Origin of the sequence: Microbacterium aoyamense, from assembly GCF_023155855.1 — a bacterium.
Lineage (GTDB): Bacteria > Actinomycetota > Actinomycetes > Actinomycetales > Microbacteriaceae > Microbacterium > Microbacterium aoyamense.
Genome location: NZ_JAKNUT010000004.1, coordinates 1 through 20,556 on the forward strand (window position 1 = coordinate 1; position 20,556 = coordinate 20,556).

General features: G+C 67.4%; 21 protein-coding genes. 7 read left to right on the forward strand and 14 right to left on the reverse strand.

Annotated elements, in window-relative coordinates; translation table 11 throughout:
* Nucleotides 1-280: 280 nt before the first annotated feature.
* From MA876_RS11255 to MA876_RS11290, 8 genes are all read right to left on the reverse strand, one after another.
* Entirely contained in the window at nucleotides 281-1,021 is a 741-nt protein-coding gene (locus MA876_RS11255; RefSeq protein WP_248148918.1) for a hypothetical protein, read from the reverse strand.
* 199 nt (nucleotides 1,022-1,220) lie between these two features.
* A complete protein-coding gene (locus MA876_RS11260; RefSeq protein ID WP_248148920.1) occupies nucleotides 1,221-1,766 on the reverse strand; it encodes a nuclease-related domain-containing protein in 546 nt (181 codons plus the stop codon).
* A gap of 270 nt (nucleotides 1,767-2,036) precedes the next feature.
* A complete protein-coding gene (locus MA876_RS11265; protein ID WP_248148924.1) occupies nucleotides 2,037-2,576 on the reverse strand; it encodes a hypothetical protein in 540 nt (179 codons plus the stop codon).
* 158 nt (nucleotides 2,577-2,734) lie between these two features.
* The gene (locus MA876_RS11270; protein WP_248148925.1) at nucleotides 2,735-3,502 is read right to left on the reverse strand and encodes a TatD family hydrolase; all 768 of its coding nucleotides are present in this window, start codon (nucleotides 3,500-3,502) and stop codon (nucleotides 2,735-2,737) included.
* A complete protein-coding gene (locus tag MA876_RS11275) occupies nucleotides 3,499-4,800 on the reverse strand; it encodes an adenine nucleotide alpha hydrolase family protein (RefSeq protein WP_248148927.1) in 1,302 nt (433 codons plus the stop codon). The genes MA876_RS11270 and MA876_RS11275 overlap by 4 nt, the downstream gene beginning before the upstream one ends.
* Nucleotides 4,797-5,243, reverse strand: a complete 447-nt coding sequence (locus MA876_RS11280) for a hypothetical protein (RefSeq protein ID WP_248148929.1) — start codon at nucleotides 5,241-5,243, stop codon at nucleotides 4,797-4,799. Before MA876_RS11280 ends, MA876_RS11275 begins: the two co-directional genes overlap by 4 nt.
* Before the next feature lie 379 nt (nucleotides 5,244-5,622).
* On the reverse strand, nucleotides 5,623-7,548 hold the full coding sequence (locus tag MA876_RS11285) for a KAP family P-loop NTPase fold protein (protein WP_248148931.1): 1,926 nt from the start codon (nucleotides 7,546-7,548) through the stop codon (nucleotides 5,623-5,625).
* Nucleotides 7,549-7,898: 350 nt separating this feature from the next.
* On the reverse strand, nucleotides 7,899-8,345 hold the full coding sequence (locus MA876_RS11290) for a nuclear transport factor 2 family protein (protein ID WP_248148932.1): 447 nt from the start codon (nucleotides 8,343-8,345) through the stop codon (nucleotides 7,899-7,901).
* 265 nt (nucleotides 8,346-8,610) lie between these two features.
* On the opposite strand from MA876_RS11290, the gene MA876_RS11295 reads away from it, so the two are divergent.
* From MA876_RS11295 to MA876_RS11305, 3 genes are all read left to right on the forward strand, one after another.
* Nucleotides 8,611-9,063: an ion channel gene (locus tag MA876_RS11295; RefSeq protein ID WP_248148934.1), complete on the forward strand. Its 453-nt coding sequence runs from the start codon at nucleotides 8,611-8,613 to the stop codon at nucleotides 9,061-9,063.
* Between the two features lie 208 nt (nucleotides 9,064-9,271).
* Nucleotides 9,272-10,264, forward strand: coding sequence for an EamA family transporter (locus MA876_RS11300; protein ID WP_248148936.1), 993 nt, complete (start codon nucleotides 9,272-9,274; stop codon nucleotides 10,262-10,264).
* Nucleotides 10,265-11,185: 921 nt separating this feature from the next.
* Entirely contained in the window at nucleotides 11,186-12,073 is an 888-nt protein-coding gene (locus MA876_RS11305; protein WP_248148938.1) for a hypothetical protein, read from the forward strand.
* Between the two features lie 58 nt (nucleotides 12,074-12,131).
* On the opposite strand, the gene MA876_RS11310 is transcribed toward MA876_RS11305, so the two are convergent.
* Together MA876_RS11310 and MA876_RS11315 are read right to left on the reverse strand one after the other, a co-directional pair.
* Nucleotides 12,132-12,581 carry a DUF6176 family protein gene (locus MA876_RS11310; protein ID WP_248148940.1) on the reverse strand — a complete coding sequence of 150 codons (450 nt, stop codon included), beginning with the start codon at nucleotides 12,579-12,581 and terminating at the stop codon, nucleotides 12,132-12,134.
* Between the two features lie 90 nt (nucleotides 12,582-12,671).
* Complete coding sequence (locus MA876_RS11315; protein ID WP_248148942.1) at nucleotides 12,672-13,634, reverse strand: helix-turn-helix transcriptional regulator; 963 nt, start codon at nucleotides 13,632-13,634, stop codon at nucleotides 12,672-12,674.
* A gap of 158 nt (nucleotides 13,635-13,792) precedes the next feature.
* Between MA876_RS11315 and MA876_RS11320 the strand changes: the two genes are divergently transcribed.
* Entirely contained in the window at nucleotides 13,793-14,446 is a 654-nt protein-coding gene (locus tag MA876_RS11320) for an NUDIX hydrolase (protein WP_248148944.1), read from the forward strand.
* Nucleotides 14,447-14,475: 29 nt separating this feature from the next.
* A complete protein-coding gene (locus tag MA876_RS11325) occupies nucleotides 14,476-14,760 on the forward strand; it encodes a hypothetical protein (RefSeq protein WP_248148949.1) in 285 nt (94 codons plus the stop codon).
* Here MA876_RS11325 and MA876_RS11330 read toward each other — a convergent pair.
* From MA876_RS11330 to MA876_RS11340, 3 genes are read right to left on the reverse strand one after another with little or no spacing between them, the layout of a single operon-like run.
* Nucleotides 14,757-16,082: a flavin monoamine oxidase family protein gene (locus tag MA876_RS11330; protein WP_248148955.1), complete on the reverse strand. Its 1,326-nt coding sequence runs from the start codon at nucleotides 16,080-16,082 to the stop codon at nucleotides 14,757-14,759. The genes MA876_RS11325 and MA876_RS11330 overlap by 4 nt on opposite strands.
* A 10-nt stretch (nucleotides 16,083-16,092) precedes the next feature.
* On the reverse strand, nucleotides 16,093-16,941 hold the full coding sequence (locus MA876_RS11335; protein ID WP_248148956.1) for a helix-turn-helix transcriptional regulator: 849 nt from the start codon (nucleotides 16,939-16,941) through the stop codon (nucleotides 16,093-16,095).
* Between the two features lie 54 nt (nucleotides 16,942-16,995).
* Complete coding sequence (locus tag MA876_RS11340) at nucleotides 16,996-17,922, reverse strand: SDR family oxidoreductase (protein ID WP_248148957.1); 927 nt, start codon at nucleotides 17,920-17,922, stop codon at nucleotides 16,996-16,998.
* A 103-nt stretch (nucleotides 17,923-18,025) separates the two neighbouring features.
* Between MA876_RS11340 and MA876_RS11345 the strand changes: the two genes are divergently transcribed.
* Nucleotides 18,026-19,114 carry a DNA glycosylase AlkZ-like family protein gene (locus MA876_RS11345; RefSeq protein ID WP_248150127.1) on the forward strand — a complete coding sequence of 363 codons (1,089 nt, stop codon included), beginning with the start codon at nucleotides 18,026-18,028 and terminating at the stop codon, nucleotides 19,112-19,114.
* A gap of 9 nt (nucleotides 19,115-19,123) precedes the next feature.
* On the opposite strand, the gene MA876_RS11350 is transcribed toward MA876_RS11345, so the two are convergent.
* A complete protein-coding gene (locus tag MA876_RS11350) occupies nucleotides 19,124-19,702 on the reverse strand; it encodes a TetR/AcrR family transcriptional regulator (RefSeq protein WP_248148958.1) in 579 nt (192 codons plus the stop codon).
* 23 nt (nucleotides 19,703-19,725) lie between these two features.
* On the opposite strand from MA876_RS11350, the gene MA876_RS11355 reads away from it, so the two are divergent.
* Nucleotides 19,726-20,553 (forward strand): alpha/beta fold hydrolase, encoded by an 828-nt coding sequence (locus tag MA876_RS11355; protein ID WP_248148961.1) that lies wholly within the window; start codon nucleotides 19,726-19,728, stop codon nucleotides 20,551-20,553.
* The last annotated feature ends 3 nt before the right edge of the window (nucleotides 20,554-20,556 follow it).

The following is a 20,556-nucleotide window of genomic DNA, read 5'->3' on the forward strand; positions in this document are numbered from 1 at the left end:
ACCGGCCGGGGCAGGGCACGCTGGGCGACGAGGTGGAAGCCGGCGCTGAACGCGTTCGCGATCGCATTCGAAGGCCGTATCAACTAATGACCGCCAGACCAGATCCACCGTTTATCGGACACACCCGATCGGGGGTCTTTGCGCCCGCACGAGTCGGATCCGAGGGGGGCCCCGCGTCATCCAGTGCTCGTGAGTTGGCTTCGTGGTCGTTCAACTCATGGTCAATTCACCGCATGAGTCTCTATTCGATGAAGCACGCTACTGGCAGCGATGAGATTTGCTATTCCGACAACTCGATGACGGCCCCGCCGAGCACGCCGGCGAGATGGCCGAGGTCTGGCTGCTGGGTGTTGATGATCCAGTTAGGGCCAACGAGAAGGTGAACCGGAGCGTAGCCCTGGGAACCTCTGACCGTCTTGTTGACCTGCGCTTGGACATCAGCTGCACTAGCAAAAGTCGAGAAGACATCGCGGTCGGAACAGTTTCCCGATCCTGATGCCAACGAGACGTTGTTGTTCTGGACCCATGACTGGCAGTAGTACCCAGCAGAGACCGCCGCATCCTTGAGTTCCGTCACCGACCCGTACTGTTGGGCCCAGCCGACGTCGTACGAGACACTGGCGCCCGTGTTGCTGGGCGCGGTTGGACCATCCAGAGCCGGGGCCGGTAGGCCGCCGCCGTTCAGCTGCGCTTCGAACTCGGCGGCCGCCGCCATGATCTCGCCCTCCGTGACGAAGGAATCGCCTTCGAGGAGGTACGGGCGCTGGCTGTCGCTGCCGTTGCTGCAGAGCACGTCGTCGTGCCAGTCGTCGTTATAGGTGGGTGAGAATGAGCACACCCATCCGTGGTCTGGCGCGGGGATATCCCAATCGTCCGGCCCGTCGTCCTCGACCGAGACCTGCTCCGGCGGTTCATTGGCGAGCTGGTCGTAGTACTCGGAGGAGTGGGACGTGCAGCCCGTTGCCGCAAGCATCAGCGATGCGAAGATCATCAGCCTGGCAGTGCGGCGCGGATCGACCATGGGCTTCCTAACGATCGGTGCCACTAGAGGGCAGGCTGGGGCCAGCGCTGCCGACGTTTGGGTGACGCGCGACGATCATCTCGATTGATCGGGTGCGATGAGCATAAGGCACCACCGCCGCTTGCCCCGCCGAGCGGACCATCCCCATCCGGGCGTCGAACGACAACGGGACCTGAAGCGAGCAATCTGGCCGGCGGCCCTACGCAGTGGGGAAGGCGCGTGCGAGGCGCGCGTGGATTGTGTCGGTGTCGATCGGGGTCGTCGAGTCTTCGGTCATGCGTTTGATGAGGTTGCGGGGCCATGTGACGAGGACATCGTCGATGGTGAAGGAGCCGCCGATGAGGGGCCAGTCGGCGTCGATGAAGCACAACGCTCCGTGCACCGGGACAGCGTCGTCCGCGATGGCTGTCTTGACGCGGGCGACCTGCGATCGCACGCCGTCGACCAGCTTTGTGCGATCGCGTCCGTCCACGCGGAGTGACTCGACGCGGGGTCGGAGGATGCCCCCGGTCACGTGAAGTGTGGGTCTCTTCCCCTTGTAGCGTTTGGCGTCGATGACCCAGACTCCGTGAGATCCGATCGCGATGTGGTCGATGTTGGCGCGCGTGCCGGGGATGCGGCGATCGTGAAGCACACGGAATGCTTCAGGGAGGTCGCCGAGGCGGTGCGCGAGCAGCTCTTCCCCAACAGCACCCTGTTGCCACGCCCTCGTGCTCTGCGGGTCGTCCGTGAGAGCGAGAATCAACCCGCCGAGCTTGGGATGCTCAGTTCGGATTCGTTCTTCGCGGCGGTCACGTCGCCGCTCATGCTCTCGGCGTGCAGAAGCGCCAGCCGTGCCACTGTGAGCCTCGGTCAGGGACGAGCACTGTTCGCAGCGGACCGTTTTGGTTGCGCGTTCATAGATCGCCTCGCTTCCGGACGAGAGCGTGGCTCCGCAGCGCCGACACGTCCCGGCGTAGCGCAACCTCATGCGTTTGTCGTCTGGCCCCAGTTCCAGCGTCACGACGCGAACGTATCACCGCAGACGGACACGCAGATTGCCTGCCTCGTCGGTCCAGACCGGGAACAGCCCTACACGTGGCCACGGCACATCGGTGTGTGTCACCAGGTCGTCCCAGAGCTGGCGCACGGCGTCGGTGACCTCGGCCGCCGAATGGGGATCCAGTAGGAGCACGGTGGCCGGTTCTTCTGCGCCGTTGCCGATGCGGGTCGTGGTGACATGGGCAATTTGCTTGTTCACGTCTCGAGCGACGGTTAGAAGTCGATCGAGCGCAGATTGCTGGGGTTGCCACGGATTCCTTGTCGTGAAATGAACCGCGTTGCGATCGTCAGGACGTGGCTTCTTTGGCAGCGGACTGAAGAACTCGGCCAGCATGCGCACGTGGATGTAGAAGGCATCGAGGCAGGACTGTCGAATGAGCATCGGCTGCGCATCGTCAAAGATCACCGCCGGCAAAGCGACCACCTGCTCAACGCGGGAGTGCATTTCCTGCACCACCTGGCGCTCATGATCCGGGAGGTTGTACACCGCCTCCGCAAGTTCGTCGTCATCCACGGTGGCCAGTCTCGCAGTCCATCCCGCCGCGAAGTCAACACCCCGAGTTGGATCCTCATTCGGGCATCCCACGGAAGCGGGACCGCAGCGCGCGGCAACATCGTGTGCGAATGCGATCGACTGGCCGGCGCCACCTGCACGTCGTACGTCGGCGATTGTTATGCGACGGCGATCATGCGTCGGATAGGCGGAGACAAGAGCTCGACCACGTCGACTTCCTCTGCCAGGGTCTTGAAGTTCCGCCACACCTGCCGACGAACGTCAGCAGACGGCGTGCCATAGACCCGCGCGAGGGCGGTCTCGACATCGGCGACCGCGCCAGGTTGACGCGGAGCGGGCGCGGACCGATCGCCCGAGGGGTGATCCGTCTCGGTGAGGATGCGATCCCGCGGTATGCGGGCTACGTCAGCCGTGTACTTCATTCCTGCGGCATTGATGGAGAACCAGCATCCGAGCGCTACGGCCCTGTCGGTCTGTGCAGGTGTCCCGCGCCACCAGTGCAGGACGACACCTTTGATCGGTACCTCTTCGAGAAGTTCGAGGACGAGATGGCAGGCCCCGCTGTTATGTATGGAGGCGATGCGCGGGCTTTGTGTGAGTTCCTGCAGGATGACCCGGAACGTCTTCTCCTGCGTGAGCATCGGCACCTTGGAGCGCCGGTCGAGGCCGACCTCGCTGACGAACGGGGTGGTGCGGATGAGCGATGAGAATCGTTTGCGGTCGAACTCCTCCTGTGCCGACGCGAGTCCGGGATGGCATCCGACACCCCAGACAGTCACGGCATCGCGCCGTCGTTGCGTGGATTCGAACTCTTTGAGGGATCGTGTGGCGGCGAAGACGACCGCGCCGAGTCGTTCGAGGTCTCGCGCGGGGATCGTCGTCTCGACGTGCGCGTGGAGGTCGAGAGGCGGAAGTGAGGGCCTCATCCGACAAGGCCTCGGAGTTCGTCGACGCCGAGCGTGCAAAGCGCGAGCGCGTCCCGTGCTTCATAGCCCTCGGGGAGCGACATTGCCATGACATCTCGAGCGCGCACGCCTCGATACACGAAGTCGCGCATGGGTTCGACGATGCTCTTACCGCGGACGAACTCGTCGAATCTGCCAGAGGCATCATCCACGAGATAGGTCGTGGCATCCCGGACACCAGAAGCCTGAAAGGCAGAGCGGCGCACAAGACATCCGAAACAAACGCCGCAGGAGGCTCCGGCGGGGGCACCGCTATATCGCCCATCGGTGTGGGAGCAGGAGGTGGTTGCGCTGAGGTACCGGGACGCGGCGTCGACGCCGATCGCCGAGGCGACGCGCCGGAACATCTCCCCTTTTGTGATCGTGTCGAATGGGTTCTCTAGTGCACCGTGCCCTCCCACTGCGGCGACGAATGCGCTGAGGTCGCGGAGGAATCGCGGGTGGGTGGTGTGGGTGGACAGGCTGCCTCGACGGTCGGGACCGAGTGGTGGATTCAGCGACGCGAAGCCGTTCTCGGGAATCCAGAGGATCGACCCGGCCCGCTCCGCGACGGCGAGTCCCAGGGCAAGGAAGAGGAATGAACGGGATCGGGTCGATGTCTCGCTGCGGAACTCGGATCCGTCGAGGCGGCGGCTTCCGCGGTTCAGGTGGAACTGATGGTGGATAAGGGTGCGGTCGGGAGCTAGCTCGTTGATCGCCGTCACCAGGTCGCGCTGCACAGGCGAAAGTGCGGTGAAGCTGAAGTGCGACACCAGCGCTTGCGAGTCCCCCGTGCTGAGCTCGAGTGCGGAGAGCAGAGCGCCCACTGCGGAATCGGCACCGCCGCTGAGCAGCACTGTTCGGCCGTGATGCTGTCCCTCGACCGCGAGAGGCGGGAAGGCGGCTGCGGGTGCCTGGGTGAAGGTGAATGTCCAGCGGTCCCCGGTGAGAAAGCCGATCAGACGCGACAGGTCGTCGGCGTGGGCTGCCCAGACTGCGGGGGTCGTCACATCCACCGTCAGGTCGAAGTCTCGGGCATTCCAGTCGGACCCACCACGGCGTCGAAGGATTGATCGATCGGAGGCGAGAACGGCGAGGGCAATGCGGACCAGATCGACGTTGACGGGGCTGACGGCCCCTAGTTCGTGGAGGAATGGCCCCGTAGATCCCGTGAAGGTGGTGCGGCCCGCCCCAGACCACAGGAACACCTCGTCGTAGGTCCCGCCTTCGAGCGCCTTCGTGGCAGCCGCATCGGAGAGCGTGAGGATGAGCCGGCTCATGAGGGCACTCCGAAGATGGTGCCTATATCGCGGATGCCGGTCTCGATCGCGGTCGCCATTTCTTGCTCAGTGGCGCCGGTAGCAGTCAGGTCCGCCTGCGCCGCATATTCGGCCGCAACGTCACGGATCTGCTGCTCGACACTCTGGCGCTCGGCGAAGGATGCGCCCTTGTCGTGCAGTGTGGCGGCGATTTCGGTGAGCGCGGTCTCAGCGATGGTGGTCTCGATGGTCTTGCGGACGACTTCCTCGGGAGAGGGTGCGCGATCTGCGGGATGTTCGAGGATCCACGACACGACCTCCGCCACGATGTCGCGCTCCTCGGCATCGGCGAGGGTACTGTCGGACTTGGCATCGAACGCGGCCTCCACGATCCGGATCCCGACCGCGACAGGGTCGAGCGCCCGCAGGTCGTCGTAGTTGAGACCCGCCTGCGCGAGTGCCACCCGATCACCGGCCGAGTAGGCGAGGGCGAGACTGCCGGCGCGGCCCGCAGCTCGCGAGATGCGACCAACAGAACGGCTCACGCCGCCAGACGAACGTCCTCCGCCACCACTGGCGCTTCCCCCGCCTCCGCCTCCACCGGGGCCGTCGCTACGACCCCCTCGAGATCGAATGAGAAGTCGAATAGCAGGCCCAAGGTCGATCTTCGGCCCGGCCGCAGCAGGGCTGCCTGAAGGATTCGAAGTTGCGCTGGTGCCCGCATCGTCGCCACTCTCGTCGGCTGCGTCGCCACCGAACCCGCCGCCATCACCATCAAGCCATCCGGCGATGTTGTCGCGCAGGTCCTTCGCGTCTTTACCCCCGCTACCGCCGAAGGAGCCACTAGTGCCCATCAGTCCCCCATGCCTTCTCAACCACCGCGATTGCGTTGACGACCGGCTCGATCGTCGCGCCCGTCTTCCACACCGCAAGGACTGGCCCATATGTCGACTCGTCGAGCGCACGCAGCTTGATGACCGTTGCGGCCTCGATGTCGATGCCCCGCACCGACTTCAGGGCGGCAACCACGTCACCCGTGACTACCGGTTGGCTGGCGGCGAGCCGAATGAGACTCTCAACGGAGAACTTCTGGATCGACGGCTGATCGCGCGTCCGACGCCCCAGGAAGGAGACCAGTGTGCGCGCGTCCGTCTCGGGGAGCGCGCGCAGAGCCTCGTCGGTGACGCCCGAACGATCGACCTTAAGTGACGAGGTCAGCGCTGCAGCGATGTCGCGAAGCCGCTCGGGGAGACCGGTGTCGATGACCTCGATCTTTGAGAAGGAGGCGGCGAGATACAGGTAGCCAGAGATCGCCGCGGCATCGAGGACGGGTGGGAGCTTCGCCCATCGGCGCATCGTGTCGCTGAAACCCTCGTCGGGCACGGGTTCCGCCACCTTGACTGCCACAGCAGCGCGCCGCGCCTTGGCAGGTGCCTTCGCTCCCGAGCTCGCCGGAGCAGCCCCTTCCTTCTCCGCAGTTTCTTCCACTACGTCCTCAGACGCCAGTTCGGCAGGGCCGTTGGCGGCAAGGTCCAACGCCTCGAGTTTGTCGCGGAGCTGGTTCGTGGCGAGCCAGTGGAGAACCTGCGCGAAATCGTTGGTCAGGATGCGCTCGAGCACCATCAGCTTCGCGACAGCGTCAGGGGCGAGGGTGAAGCCGCGGCGACGGGCGATGCTCTGCCGAACGTTGAGGTCGTTGAGGAACCGCTTGATCCGGCGCGGGTTGCCGTGGAACTTCTCATAGAGGATCGGGGTCAGCCGCGATGCGGTGACGAGGTGATCGACCAGCGGACTTCCCTCGGGGACAGATACCGAGTCAAGGTTCGGCGCGGTCAGACGAAGCACATCACATTGTGTGATCAGCCGCTCATAATCCGCGTCCTGGAGCCCCGCCTTGGCGAGAAGGAGGAAGAGGTAGGCCTCCGTATCGAAGCGGCTGAGCGCGGGCACGGGAATCGTCGTCTGGACGATCTTGTGTAGATAGAGCGTGGCTGGCGACTCCTCGTCCTGTGCGCCGCCGGCTGTGTGGAACTTCTGTTGGATCGCCTCAGCTACCCGCTCCTCGTCAGCGGCGATCACGAAGGACATCCCTTTCGAAGAGAGGAACAGCCGGATCGCCTCGAGCGTCTCGACCACGGTGTCAGGGAGACACCGGTCCAGGTCGTCGACAAGCACGACCACACGCGAGATGTGCTTGAGTGCTGGGTCGGCGAGGAGTTCCTGGAACTGCTCGCGGAACTCCGCCATGCCCTTTTCGCCTTCGAGACTTTCTGGATCGTCGCTGACCAGCCCGAACACATCGTCGATCTCAGGGAGCTGCAGAGTGATGGCGGTGCGAGCAGCCATCTTGACTGCCTTGGTCCAGTTGACCTTCCGGGCGAGCTTCTTAAGCGTGTCAACCGCCGTCTTCGCTGCAGGGTCGGTGGCCTTGAACTCGGCGCTAAGCGCAGCGAGGACCTCGGCGATGAGGCTCTCTTTCGGGCCGATCGTGGGGTCGTACCGCCATGGCTGAGTAGATACGACGAGGACCTTCCCCTCGGCGCCCTCGGAACGAGCTTCGATTTCTGCCACGACGAGCTCGAGCACACTGGTCTTTCCGCTGCCCCAGGCACCGGAGAGCCCGACTGCGATCGGGTCGAGATCGTCATCGAAGATCGCGTCGGCGACCGTCTCAGCTACCGCGCGGAACGCGAGCAGGTCTCTGCTCGCCGGCTCGTCGGACCACAGAGGAAACGTATGCGGGTCTGGTGATGTAGTTGGCGTCCCCATTTGGCCCTGATTATGACAGCAACGTCCGACACGTCAAGACATCCGGATTTCCGCTGGCGTGCGCGAGCCGCCTTTTCGAAGCTGAGCTGAATAGGTGCCGCTTCTTCATCAGACTGCCGAGCATCATCGAGGTCGGGGTCAGCCAACGGGCGCCGCTCACCGGACTCTGCAATCGCGAGAGATGGGGCGCACTAGCGCCCAGTTGGCAGGCGTGCGCCGAGGCGGACTTTTCACAAGTCGACGCGGAAACGCAGTGTGACCGTTGTTCCGCCCCAAAGCGGGAAGCGTTCGAAGCGCGGCCGCCCCTTTGGCGGTGGCGCCCCGGGCGCCTGCTGGGCGGTGTGGGGGAGCTATCGACTTGAGTTGTCGATGAAGAACGTTCGTATGTGCGTGATGTAGCCGTTCGCGACGGTGAGGACGTCGATTCCTCGGGCTACGGGTGCCTCGCTCGGTCCGAACGCCCACGCGAGAGCGCCGATGTCTGAGCCGACGTAGCGCTCACCATCTTCCGCGAAGACAAAGTTCTCGGGTGCGCTGGCGAGAAGGGCCGCAGCCTTTTCCTCAACCGCGTGCCGGCCATGGACGGTGCCCTCGGGATCGGTGAACACCACGTCCTCGGCGTAGATCGCCTCGATTCGGGTGCGGCGGGCGTCGGCATCCCGATTGCCGAAGACCTCGTGCAAGTTGGCTGCGAGCAGTTCTGAAACGCTGGCCATTGTTCGTCCATTCGATGTGGAGAGTTCGTTAGCGGTGCCAACTACCAGACCGCGATCCGGTATTCCGTGCGCGCGAATCACGGTCGTTCACCGTGCAACCCGGGCACGTCGGACACGACCTCGAGGCACCGAGCGAGGAGCGGCCGAGTACCCCGCCCGGGCCACCTGCGCGGTTGGGTGCGACATCCGCGCCGCGGGCGACAGTCAACGGACAGGCGCCCGGGGCCCGGCTGCGTGCACTCTCGCCAGCATGTATGGGCATCAGATTGCTCGCTGGGAGAAGGTCACGGAGTAGCCGCTCACCATTGCGGCCATCCTCTTCCTGACGGCCTACGCGGTGCAGACCATGGCTCGCCCCGGCGGCGTCCTCAGCGCTGTGTGCGAGGTGACGCTGGGGCTGACCTGGCTCGTCTTCGCGATCGACTACGGCACTCGACCCGTGATGACCGAGATCCGGTGGCGATGGTTCTACCGCGATCTGCTCGACCTGGCGATCGTCGTGCTGCCGATGCTCCGACAGCTGAGGCTCATGCGCTTCCTCACCGTGCTCGCGATTCTCGGCCGGGGGACCGGGACGCTGCTGCGAGGTCGAGTCGTGATCTACACCGTCGGAGCGACGGCTCTCGTCGTGCTCATCGCTACTCGGGCCGTCCTGGACGCCGAGCGCGGAGCGGGCGGTGACGTCACGACGTTCGGCGACGCGATCCGGTGGGCATTCGTCACGACCACGACCGTCGGCTCTGGCGACTTCAACCGGCTCACGGCGGCGGCATCGCCCGCATCGGTGTCGTTAGCGTGAGCCTCGCATCCTCGATCGTCGTACGCGTCGCAGACCAAGCGACCAAGACGATGGCGGCAAGTGAGCGACGAGTCGTCGATCGGCTGACGCGCTGTGCTGGCATTCCTCTGCCATGGCACTTTCCGCCACTTCCGGGCGAGGGTGGACCCTCCGTAGCGTGAGGACCGCTCACCCGCCGGGTGTGCGAAAACCCTGATGAGAGGTCGAGATGACCGGTATTCGTCGCGCCCTGATGTTGTCGGCGCCGCTCGTCGTCGTCGCGGCGTCGACGGCCATCCAGTTGGCAGCCATCGCGTCGCATCCGCTGTTCGCCACGCTCGGTGCGCCTGGGGTGAGCGGATGGAGGTTCGCGATCGCTGCTGCGATCCTGCTGATCATCGTGCGACCGCGACTGCGCGGGCGCAGCGTTCGCGAGTGGGCGGGCATCGTCTCTTTCGGGATGGCGATGGCGGCGATGAACGTGAGTCTCTACCTCGCGATCGAACGGCTGCCACTCGGTCTTGCGATCGCGATAGACTTCCTGGGCCCGTTCGCCGTCGCTGTCATGGGCATCCGGCGCCCGGTGATGGCCGCGCTTCCCGCTGCCGGTCTGGTCGGCGTTCTGCTGATCGTCGGACCCGCCTGGCTGATGGACGGCATGGGACTCCTGTTCGCCTCGGCGAGTGCGGTGGCATTCGGCGCCTACACGCTCCTGACGGAACGCGTGGGCACAGCCCACCGCGGCTTCGACTCGTTCGCGCTCGCCGTGACGGTCTCCGCGGTCGCACTGTCGCCGTTCGCCGTCGAGTCCGCGCCGCGGCTCACTGCGGACGCGGTGCCGGCACTGGTGGTCTCGGGCCTTCTGGGTGTCGTGATCGCGTTCGGACTCGACCTCGTCGCGGTGCGCCTCATCGGGGCACGCACCGTCGCGGTGCTGTTCTCGTTCGATCCGGTGCTCGCATGCCTGCTCGGCGTGCTGTTCTTCGGCGAGCACCTCTCGCTCGCCGCCCTCATCGGCATCGGCCTCGTCTCACTCGCCGGCGCGGCCGCCACCGTTCTCGCGAATCCGAGATCCACACCCACACGAAAGGACGACCGTCATGACCGTGCACCACGCCTGGGGCGCGCTCGCTCTCACACCGCTGTTGTTCATCGCCCCCACGCAGGCCTCGACCTGCGCGGACGCCCACGCCGCTTTGCTGCCCGGCGACTGGACCGGTAACGGCTATCGCGATCTGTCGGCGCACACCTCCGCGACCGTCATCCAAGCCGACGAACAAGGGGTGTTCGACGTCCGCATCGACGCGAGCGGTGCCGTTGTGGGCGGAGCGGTGGAGATCGTGGGCGGCGGAGACATGGCATCCGGAATCGTCGAGGGTTTCTCCTCGGCGCAGTGGTCGGTTGTGGCCGACCTCTCCGGGACGGGCGCTGCGCTGACGGCCACCGGCACGCGGACCCTCGAGATCGGCGGCGCGTTCGACATCAGCGGTGACGACGAGTACGCGGACTTCAACGGATCGCACACCGAGGATCTGCGGGGGACCTTCTCGCCCAGTCAGGCGGACTGCTCGTTCGCCTGGGGGAGCTTCGCAGGTCTCGGTGTCGGAGACGACATCTCATGGGTGGCGCAACGGACCGGCGCGACGAGCTCCGCAGACGAGACGATCGATGCGCTGCGTGGGGTGACGGATGCCGCGAACGCACTGTTGTCCGAGCCCTACCCCGACATCGACTTTCTCGAAGTAGTAACGGAGCGTCTGATCGTGCTCAATCGACTCGTCACCCAGTCCGCAGACTGCGGCGGGCTGCCGGACGGCTACGCACCGGGCACGCCGGTCGCCGGGTTCGCGCGGGATCTGCTGGCGAATGCGCTCGACCGCTACCTCGATGCGGCCGTCGTGGGTGCATACACGGCCGGCGACATCGTGCGGATCACGACGCTCGGCCTCGAGGCGGGTGCGTTCGACCTGCCGCGGTGCGGCGGTGCCACGATCGACGGCGAGATCCGCGCGACGATGCTCGGCAAGCTCCGTGTAGCGCTCGCCGAACGCATCGGCGCGCTCGAACCCGGCTCAGCCGAGTATCTCGCCGTCGTCGCGGCACTGCATCAGTTCGGCATGGCCGACATGCTGGTGGTGTCCGAATGAAGCGCGTGCTGGCGGTGCTGGGGCTTGCGGCTCTTCTCACTCTCGGGCTCACCGCGTGCGCGGGGACCGCGGCCGAGACGGTCGAGCGCCCGGAAGCACTGCGCGATCTGCCGGTGGTCGCGCTGCACAGCACCGAGGACGCGGCGAACCCCGTCCTCGCGTGGGACGCCGTCGGAGGTGCGGGGGAGTACCTCTTGACGGTCGCCGGGGCCGATGGACCGCTCTGGGCGTGGCGTGGGGACGCCACCTCGGTGCGGTTCGGGGGGTATGACGCGGAGCCCTCGCCGGGGACGGGGGCTCTGCGTCTGACCGCCGCCGCGTGGTGGTCGGTCAGTGCGTTCGATGACTCCGGTGCGCTGGTGGCCGTGTCGGAACTGCATGCGGTCTCGCCGGACGGCAGTTCGCCGGCGGTGCCCGTGAGCGAGGCAGCGGCCGCGGATGCGGGCAGTGAGGAGGAGGCGGCGTACGACCTCGACGCGGACGGTGTCTGCCCGCTTGTCGACGACGTCGAGGCCGAGGCGTTCCTCGAAGGTGCGCTGGTGGGAGCGGGTGCGCCCGAGGTCGAAGGGGGAGGGCGCACCTACTACTGCCGCTGGGAGCGCGCCGACGACGAGCTGCTCGAGCTGTCGGTGAGCATTTCGCCGAACATCGATGGCGAGCGGTGGGCGGATCTGGCGGACAGCATGTCGTCCGACCCCGCTGCGATCGGACGGGGGAGCGCCGGCATCGGTGAAGACTCGATCGTCTACGCCGACTGGGGCGGCACGATGGTCCAGATCTTCACCGGGAATGCGATCGTGCAGGTCCGGTCGGGGTTCACCCAGGGGGCCGAAGCCGCGCAGATCGAGCTGGCGAAACTCGTCATCGAACGCTGGGGAGCGTAGGCGGGAAAGACGGATGCCGCGACGAGGAGATCTCGCCGCGGCATCCGTCCTTCGTCCGTCAGTCCTTCGAACCCGTGCGCCCCCAGTGGGTCATCGCGTCCATGATGTGCTGCGGCGCGAGCATGAAGACGGGCTTGAGCTCTTCCCATCCGCGCTCCTTGACCTGTCGTGCCCGTGCCTCGTGTTCGGCGTCGACGGGATTGGAGACGTCGAGCCCACCGCCCTCGAGCCCGACGAGTTGCAGGTGGTACATCCAGACCGAGCCATCGGCCTCGGTGTGACGGAATGTCGCCTCGAAGCACGCGCGTTCCGCGGGAAGGGTGTCGAGGCACTCGTCGTAGCGGTCGGTGAGCATCTGCATCCACTCGTCATGCGCCTGCTCGCTGCCCGGCAGGAGTCGCGCGCGCGAGAGCTCGAGCGACAGGCCTTCGGGAACGGTCGCGGGCATCGGCCAGCGATGCTGCTCGTAGCTCGGGCGGAACGGCGTGTAGGGGGTGGGTTCGGTCATGGCGGTGTCCTTTCAGGTCTCGCATCGACGCTAGGCAACCCGGGGGAGCGCCCGGAAGGAGGAGTGAGTGCCGTGGCATCCGCCTGCCATTCAGCTCGCTCGCCGCGCCCAGGCCGCACCGAGTTCGAAGCGCGTCGGCGCCCGCAGATCGTCCATCGCCTCGGCGATCCGTCGACGCACGGTTCGCAGGCTGAGCCCGAGCGCGTCCGCGATCTGCTTGTCACTGCGACCGATCGCGAGCAGTTCCAGAACGGGCTCCCATCCGGCGACCGTCCCGCCGATCGGGATCGCGGCTGTCCACAGGGATTCGAAGAAGGCGGCGGCGAGGGCGAGCAGCGGCGAATCATGCAGGATGACCATGCCGGCGGGGTTGCCCTGACCCCAGGTGAGGGGGATGCCGCCGATGACGCCGTCATCGACGTAGAACCAGCTCGGGGGATCGGACATCGCGCGAACCTCGACGCCCGCGTCCAGTTGCGCCTGCAGCCAGGGCTCGATGTCACCCTCGGGGCCGAAGCATTCCTCGATGTCGAGGATCACCCGCATGTGGAACCCGCGCTCTATGAAGTCCGCGGCGACGCGCTCGATGTCCTCGAGGACCTGCCCCTTGAGCATCACGGCATCGGGCGTGACCACTCCCGGCCTGTTCGGCTGCAGGTGGGCCGAGTTGCGCCACCACGACTCCCAGACCTCATCGTGCCCGCGCACGATGTCGCCGATCATCCGGTCGCTGCCGGCGCCGGTGGGTTCTGCGACCGAGTGGTTCATCAGGTGGGGGATGGCCGCCAGAAGCGTCGCCGTCTCGTCGATCGACTGCCGCTGCGCCTCCAACGCGCGCGCGGCGCGCGCAGCGAGAGCGCGCACAGGATCCGTTATCCGCAGCTCGCCGTCGGACTGCTCGGCGATCCCCAGGTCCTCGAGGGTCGCGAGCGCGTCCTGCCCATCCCACCCGATCGACCCGGCGAGCTCGCTCAACTCGGTGACGCTCGTCGGCCGCGAGGTGAGCACCCGCTGCAGGAGGGGATCGAAGAGATCGAAGGGTCGACTGATCATGTGCGCTCCGAACGGTCGGCGGGTGATCGCAGGATACGGGAAGCGCGCAGTGGCAGGCGAGCGATCGCCGGACCAGCCCGACGCGGGTGTGCGTACGACGCGGAAGGTGCCGCGCCAGCCTGCGCGTGAGATTGCGCAAGCATGCGTAAAATGCGGGCATGACCTATCGCGACAGCGCCGGGCGCGCCCTCGACGAGTACCCGCGACCGTCGGTGGCGGCCGACACCGCGGTGCTGACGGTCGCCGACGGTGAGCTGTGCGTGCTCCTCGTGATGAGCGAGGATTCTCACGGCGGCGAGTGGCGTCTGCCGGGCACGTTCCTGCATCCGGGAGAGCGATTGACGGATGCCGTGCACCGCGCGCTGCGCGAAAAGGCGGGCATCACGGGGCTCGCGCCGCGGCAGCTGCACGTGTTCGACGCTCCCGATCGCGACGACCGCGGGTGGGTGCTGAGCGTCGCACACGTCGACGCCGTGCCGCCGGAGCGACTGGTCTCCGCCGCAGGCGTCAGCGTCGTGCCGGTCGCCGATCTGCCTGCGCTGAAGTACGACCATGCCGAGATCGTCGGCTTCGCCGTCGAGTGGCTGCGTGAGCGCTATCGCGAAACGCCCGACCCGGCAGGACTGCTGACCGGGCCGTTCACCCTGCGCCGACTCCGGCAGCTGCACGAGACGGTGCTCGGCGAGGGACTGCTGCCCGACTCCTTCCGCCGCGCGATGCTGCCGGGGCTCCAAGAGACGGGAGCGACGTTCAGCGAGGGTCGCGGCCGTCCGGCCGAGCTGTACGTGCGGATCGCCCACCCGCGGGAGTAGCCTTCGACTGCATCCACGAGGGGAGCACCATGCCGAACCAGAAGTCGATCCTTTCGCTCGGATCCAGCGGGTCCGTCCTCTCGCTGTGGTCGAAGAACTCCGTCCTGTCGATCGGAAGCGTCGGATCCGCCTGCTCGATCGGCTCGATCGGGTCGTTCGGATCGATCCTCGGGATCGGTTCGGCGGTCTCGCTGCTCGCGATCATGTCGTGGGTCTCCGTCGCATCTGTCATGTCGGCGACCAGTGCGGGCGGGGTCATGTCGGGCGGCGCGATCTCGAAGGAGCTGGAACGCAAGGGCAAGCTCCGGAGCTAGTCGGCCCAGAGCTCCTCGATCGCGACGGAGCGCCCGAGCACGCGCTCGGCGGCGCGGTGCCCAGAGAGCATCGCGGCGGTCACGGTGGCGGGGTCGTCCGTCCACGTCGCCTCACCCGCCAGGTGCAGCACTCCTCCGACGGGTGTCGCGATGACCTCGTGATCGTCGGTCGTCGAGCCCACGGTCATATAGGCGTACGAACCGTGCGAGAAGGGGTCGTCCTGCCATCGCGTGACATCGACGTGCGTGGGCTGCTCGACGCGGTCGCCGTACAGGCGGCGCAGCTGCGAGAGGACCGAGTCGGCGATGTCCTCGACAGGCCACGAGCGGGTCGCGATCGCGGCGGGACCGGCGGCGAAGGTGAGCAGCGTCGGCGTGCCGTGCAGCGCGGTGAGGTCGTACCACGAGTGCCACCAGACACCTTCGGGCCCCTGCTGCCGGATCGCGTAGACCCCGTCATCCCAGAACTTCGTCTCGAAGCGCAGGAACACCTTCTCGAACGCGTTCATCGTCAGCCGTCCCAGCGCCGAAGCGTTCGGCTCGGGGAGCGGCGGGTCGATCGCGAACGCGGATGACTGCAGAACCCCGACCGGGACGGTCACGACGGCATCGGCGCCGGTGAACTCTCCGTGATCGGTCGTCACGACGACTCCGTCGGCAGACCACGCGACGCGTGACACGACGTGCGAGAGGCGCACGTCGAGCCCCTGCGCGAGATTCGTCGGCAGGAGGTCGTACCCGTCGGGGAAGACGACCTCGTCGCCGTCGATCGAGTCGTCGTCGAGTCCGTGCGCGGCGAGGTCGGCGATCCACGCGCCGTACTGCTCCTCGGACCGATGCTGCATGTATTCGCGCACGCGCGCGGCGCGCTCGGCATCCCAGCCCTGCCGGGCGACGGCCTCGTCGGTGACGTCGAGGTACGAGGCATCCGGAGCCGACTCCGCCACGACGTCGAAGAGAGTCGCGTCGACGGCGTGGATGTCGGCGATGGATGTTTGGGCCTGGGCATCCGTGAGACGCACGCCGTCCGGGCCGTAGTACGCGATCGGTCGACTGTCGGGCTGGTAGCCGCCCACCGTGAACTCCACCGTGCGCATGCCGAACGCCTGCGTCGCGGCGTGGACGGCGGAGTCCTCGATGCCGTGGATCCACGATGCGCCGAGATCGGTGACGCGTCCGTCCGTGCGGTCGGTGTGCACGCGGCCGCCCGTGCGATCGCGTGCCTCGACGACGACTACGCGTCGCCCGGCTCTCGCGAGCAGTCGGGCTGCGGTCAGACCGGACACCCCGGCGCCCACGACGATCGTGTCGAAACGCTCCATGGACGAAACGTTAGCGCTCCCCGCCCGCCAGCGTCTGGGTGCCGATGACGTTGAGCAGTTGCAGCTTGTCGTAGCTCTCGGAGCCGGGCGTCGCGGTGAGGACGAGCAGCGTCTGGCCCTGCTCGGGGTCCACGAGGAACTGGCATTGGAGGTCCATGACCCCCGTCTCCGGATGCTGGAGGCGCTTCTCACGTGCGTGCCCCGCGCCCACCTCGTGCGCTTCCCACAGCTCGACGAACTCGGGGCTCTCGGTGAGGAGCGCCGCGACGATCGCACCCGCTCGGGAGCGCGCCCCGTGCTTGGCGTACGCGCGACGGATGTCGGCCGTGAACGCGCGCGAATGCTCGGGGTGGTCTTCGACCGGGTACACATCGCGGGCCGACGGATCCATGAACCACCGGTAGCCGACGCTGCGCAGGTGCCCCTCGAACCGTGTCTCGTCGCCGAAGAGGGCGCGCGCGGCGGGCGTCTGCGCGAGAGTCTCGCCGAGCTCGGTCATGACCTGCGCGGGGGTGTCGGCGAGGCGATCGAGCACCCGCATCGTGCCGGGGGAGACGTGGTCGCCGCGCAGCGCGCGCACCGGCGCGGTGTGCCCCGCGAGCCGGAAGAGGTGATCGCGCTCGTCGATCGTCAAGCGCAGTCCGCGCGCGATCGCGGCCAGCATCTGCTCCGACGGCTGCGGACCGCGACCCTGCTCGAGCCGGCTGTAGTAGTCGACCGACATGTCGCAGAGCGCAGCGACCTCTTCGCGCCGCAGTCCCGCCGTGCGCCGACGCGACCCGCGCCGCAGTCCGACGTCCTCGGGCTGCAGAGCCTCGCGCCTACGGCGGAGGAAGTCCGCGAGCTGTGCTCTGTCCATGGTTCGAGTCTCCGAGATCAGGATGCCGGGAACAAGGGACCGGCGATCCCTGTCTTACGCGGCGATCGTCACGCCCGTGAGGCGCTCGGACTCCGCCCACACGCGGGCCGCGGCATCTTGATCCGTCAGGCGCGAGTAGAGCTTCTGCTCGGCAGGCGGCCCGCCGAGGTGCTGGAACCCCTTCGGCCCGTACAGGCGCCCGCCGACGGCGTCGGGACTCGTCGCGGCGTAGACCGCCGACAGCGCCGCGGACTGCGGGGTGCCGACGATGAGCCCGAGCCGCGAGAGCGTCCGGATCACCTTGACGGCCGTCGTGTCGTCTGGGCGTCCCATGCCGGGCTGGGCCGACAGCAGGTTCGTGGGTGTGATGCCCGGATGCGACAGGGTGCTGCGGATACCCCAGCCCGCGGCATCCGATCGCCGTTGCAGCTCCGTCGCGAACAGTCCGAATGCGATCTTCGACGAGCTGTACGCGGCCATGGCGTCGTAGTCGCGCTCCCACTGCAGGTCCTCCCAGTGGATCGCGCCCTCGTTCGCGGCGATGCTCACCTGACTCGTCACGTGGCGCAGCAGCGGCCGGAGGCGACCCGCGAGAGCGAAGTGGCCGAGGTGGTTCGTCGCGAACTGCAGTTCGAATCCGTCGGCGCTCGCCTGGCGTGACGGCGGCGTCATGACCCCGGCGTTGTTGATGAGGTAGTCGATCGGGCGTCCCTCTGCGAGCAATTCGTCGGCGAACGAGGCGACGGAGTCGAGCGACGCGAGATCCAGCGAACGCAGATGGATGCCGGCATCCGGCGTCCGCTGCAGGATCTGCGCGGCCGCGGCCTCTCCCTTCGCACGGCTGCGGACGGGCATCACGATCTCGGCGCCCGCGCGCGCGAGGCGGGCGGCGATCTCGAGACCGACGCCGTCGCTCGCACCGGTGATGACGGCGCGCTTTCCGGTCAGATCGGGGACGATGATGTCGTAGGTCTTGGGCATGCATCCATCGTCCGTGTGCTCGGCTGGCGCAGGAAGGGCCGGGTTACCCGGGGATCGGGAGTCCCTGGATGTCGGTGTCGAACCGTAGAGTCGCGGTGTGGCGATGGCATCCATGGATTTCGCGCGCGCGCTCACCTGGCGTCTCCGGCGTCACGCGCTGGACGATGCGTCGGCCGCATCGGTGGCCGACGTCGCCGACCGCGTGCTCGCGTTCCGCGCGTGGCCCACAGACAACGCCGACCTCACGGTCGCGACCCGGCTCGCGACGCCGAGCATGACCGCGCTCGGCACGGCGCTCGCGCGCGGCGACGTCATCCGCAGCTACGCGTTCCGCGGCGGCCAGTACGTCTTCACCCGTGAGACGGGCGCGACGCTGCTCACCGCCCGTACGGCCACCGGTGTCTGGAAGACGGCGCGGTGGCAGGAGCAGGGCGGATTCGCGCTCGACGACTGGCAGCCGCTGCGCGAAGCGGTGCGCGAGACGCTCCGCAGCGGGCCGAAGACACGGCGCGAGATCAGCACGAGGCTGGAAGCGATTCCCGCCCTGCGGCATCTCGCTCCTGCCGCGCGCGGCGCCGGGGCCGACAGCCTCTACAAGCCGCTGCACTGGTGGGGAGACATCTGCTTCGGGCCTTCGATCGACGGCGAGGCGGCATTCCAACTCGTCATCCCGGCCCTCGAGTCCATCGACCTCGACGATGCGGGTCGGCGGGCTGTTCGCGCGTACCTGCATGCGTACGGGCCGGCCACCGAGGCGAATCTCGCCTACTGGCTGACGGACGGACTCGGTGTTCCTCGCAAGAGAGTGCAGTCCTGGGTCGCCGATCTCGCCGACGAGGTCGAGTCTTTCGACCTCGTCGGCACCCCGGCGCTCGTCCTGCGGGTGGACGCCGACGACATCGCGGCGGCTGCGCCCTCCGACGCCGTGCGCCTGCTCCCGGCGTACGATCCCTGGGTGTTCGGGCCCGGCACTGCCGACGCGACGATCGTGCCGCCCGCCCGGCGGTCTCTCATCTCGAACGGCGCGAACATCGTGATCGCCAGCGGCGTGGTCGTCGGGACGTGGAAGATGCGTGCCGACGTCGTCACGATCGACGCGTTCGCGGAGCTCGACGATCGAGCGCTCCGCGACGAGGTCGCACGTCTCGCCGGGACCCGCGGCGAGCACCTCGAGCTCACGCGAGCACACTGACACCCTCCGTCACACGAGCAGGGGCAGCAGGAGAGCGGCCAGCGCCTGCTCGGTCTGTGCCTCGTCGAGCTCGCCGTCGAACCGCAGGATGCGCCACGTCGTCGCATCGCAGATGGCGATGATCTGAGCCGTGCGCACGGCCTTCTCGGTCGGCGAGAGCGACGGGTCGAGGGGGAACGCTCGCCGGCACCAGTCGACGTGGAAGGCGCGACCTCGCGCGGCCAGAGCGGGCAGGCCTGCGACGAGGGGTGCTTCGGAGTACGTCTTGAGAATGAGCGCGCCGTATCGCTCGTAGTGGTGGATGAGCTCGTGGATGGTGTCGGTAGGCGAGGCCTGGGCAGCCTCCTCGCGCGCCGCGGCGACGCGTGCGAGCTCGCGCGCCACTGTCGCATTCATGAGTGCGGCCTTGCTGCCGAACCGGCGGATCAGGGTCTGGCCCGTCACTCCGGCATCGGCGGCGACGTCCTCGATGCGCACGTTCTCGTACGGCGTCGTCGCGAAGCGCGCGAGCATCGCGTCGATGATCCTGTCGGCGGTCCGGGCCGCGGCATCCGCCCGCGAGGTCATCTCGTACTTGCGCTTATTCATGTTAGTGACGCTAACATGAATGCATGCTGACCTTCACAGAACACACCGAACGAATTCACACCCGCCTCGGCGGACTGCATGCGCGCATCGTCGGCGATGGCCCGACCGTCGTCCTCTGGTCGTCGATGTTCGTCGACAGCCACACGTGGGATCGCATTCTGCCGCACCTGATCGCGGGTGATGCGACACCGCGTCGATACGTGCTCATCGATCCGCCGGGACTCGGCCTGAGCGATCCGCTCACCGCTCCGAGCACCGTCGCCGAAGCCGCGGACGCCGCGCGCGACATGCTCGCCGCGCTCGAGCCGGGTGAACCGGTCGACTGGGTCGGCAACGCGTTCGGTGGACACGTCGGGCTCGATCTCGCAACGGACGCCGACAGTGTCCGGAGTCTCGTCGCGATCAGCTCTCCTACGGAGCCGATCGCTCCCGAGCTGCGGAGGCGGATCCAGCTGCTCAAGCCGCTGCTGCGTCTCGTCGGCCCGGTCGGCCCGGTCCGCGCGGCGATCGTCGACGCGATGCTGACGGACGCCTCGGCCGCCGACCCTGAGATCATTCCGGTCGTGCTCGACAGCCTGCGCCGCCCGACGAAGGCGAGCATGACGCTGGCGCTGCGCTCGTTCATTCTCGACCGGGTCGACGTCAACGGCCGGCTCGCCGACATCCGCGTGCCGAGTCTGTTCATCGCGTCGGATGATCGCGGGGACTGGAGCCCCGACGACGCCGAGCGTGCCGCCGCGCGCTCCCCGAAGGCGACGGCGATCACGCTGGTGGGCGCGCGCACCCTCGTGCCGCTGGAACAGCCCGCGGCGCTGGCGGCTGCGATCCTGCGCTTCTGGAACCAGCGGTGAATC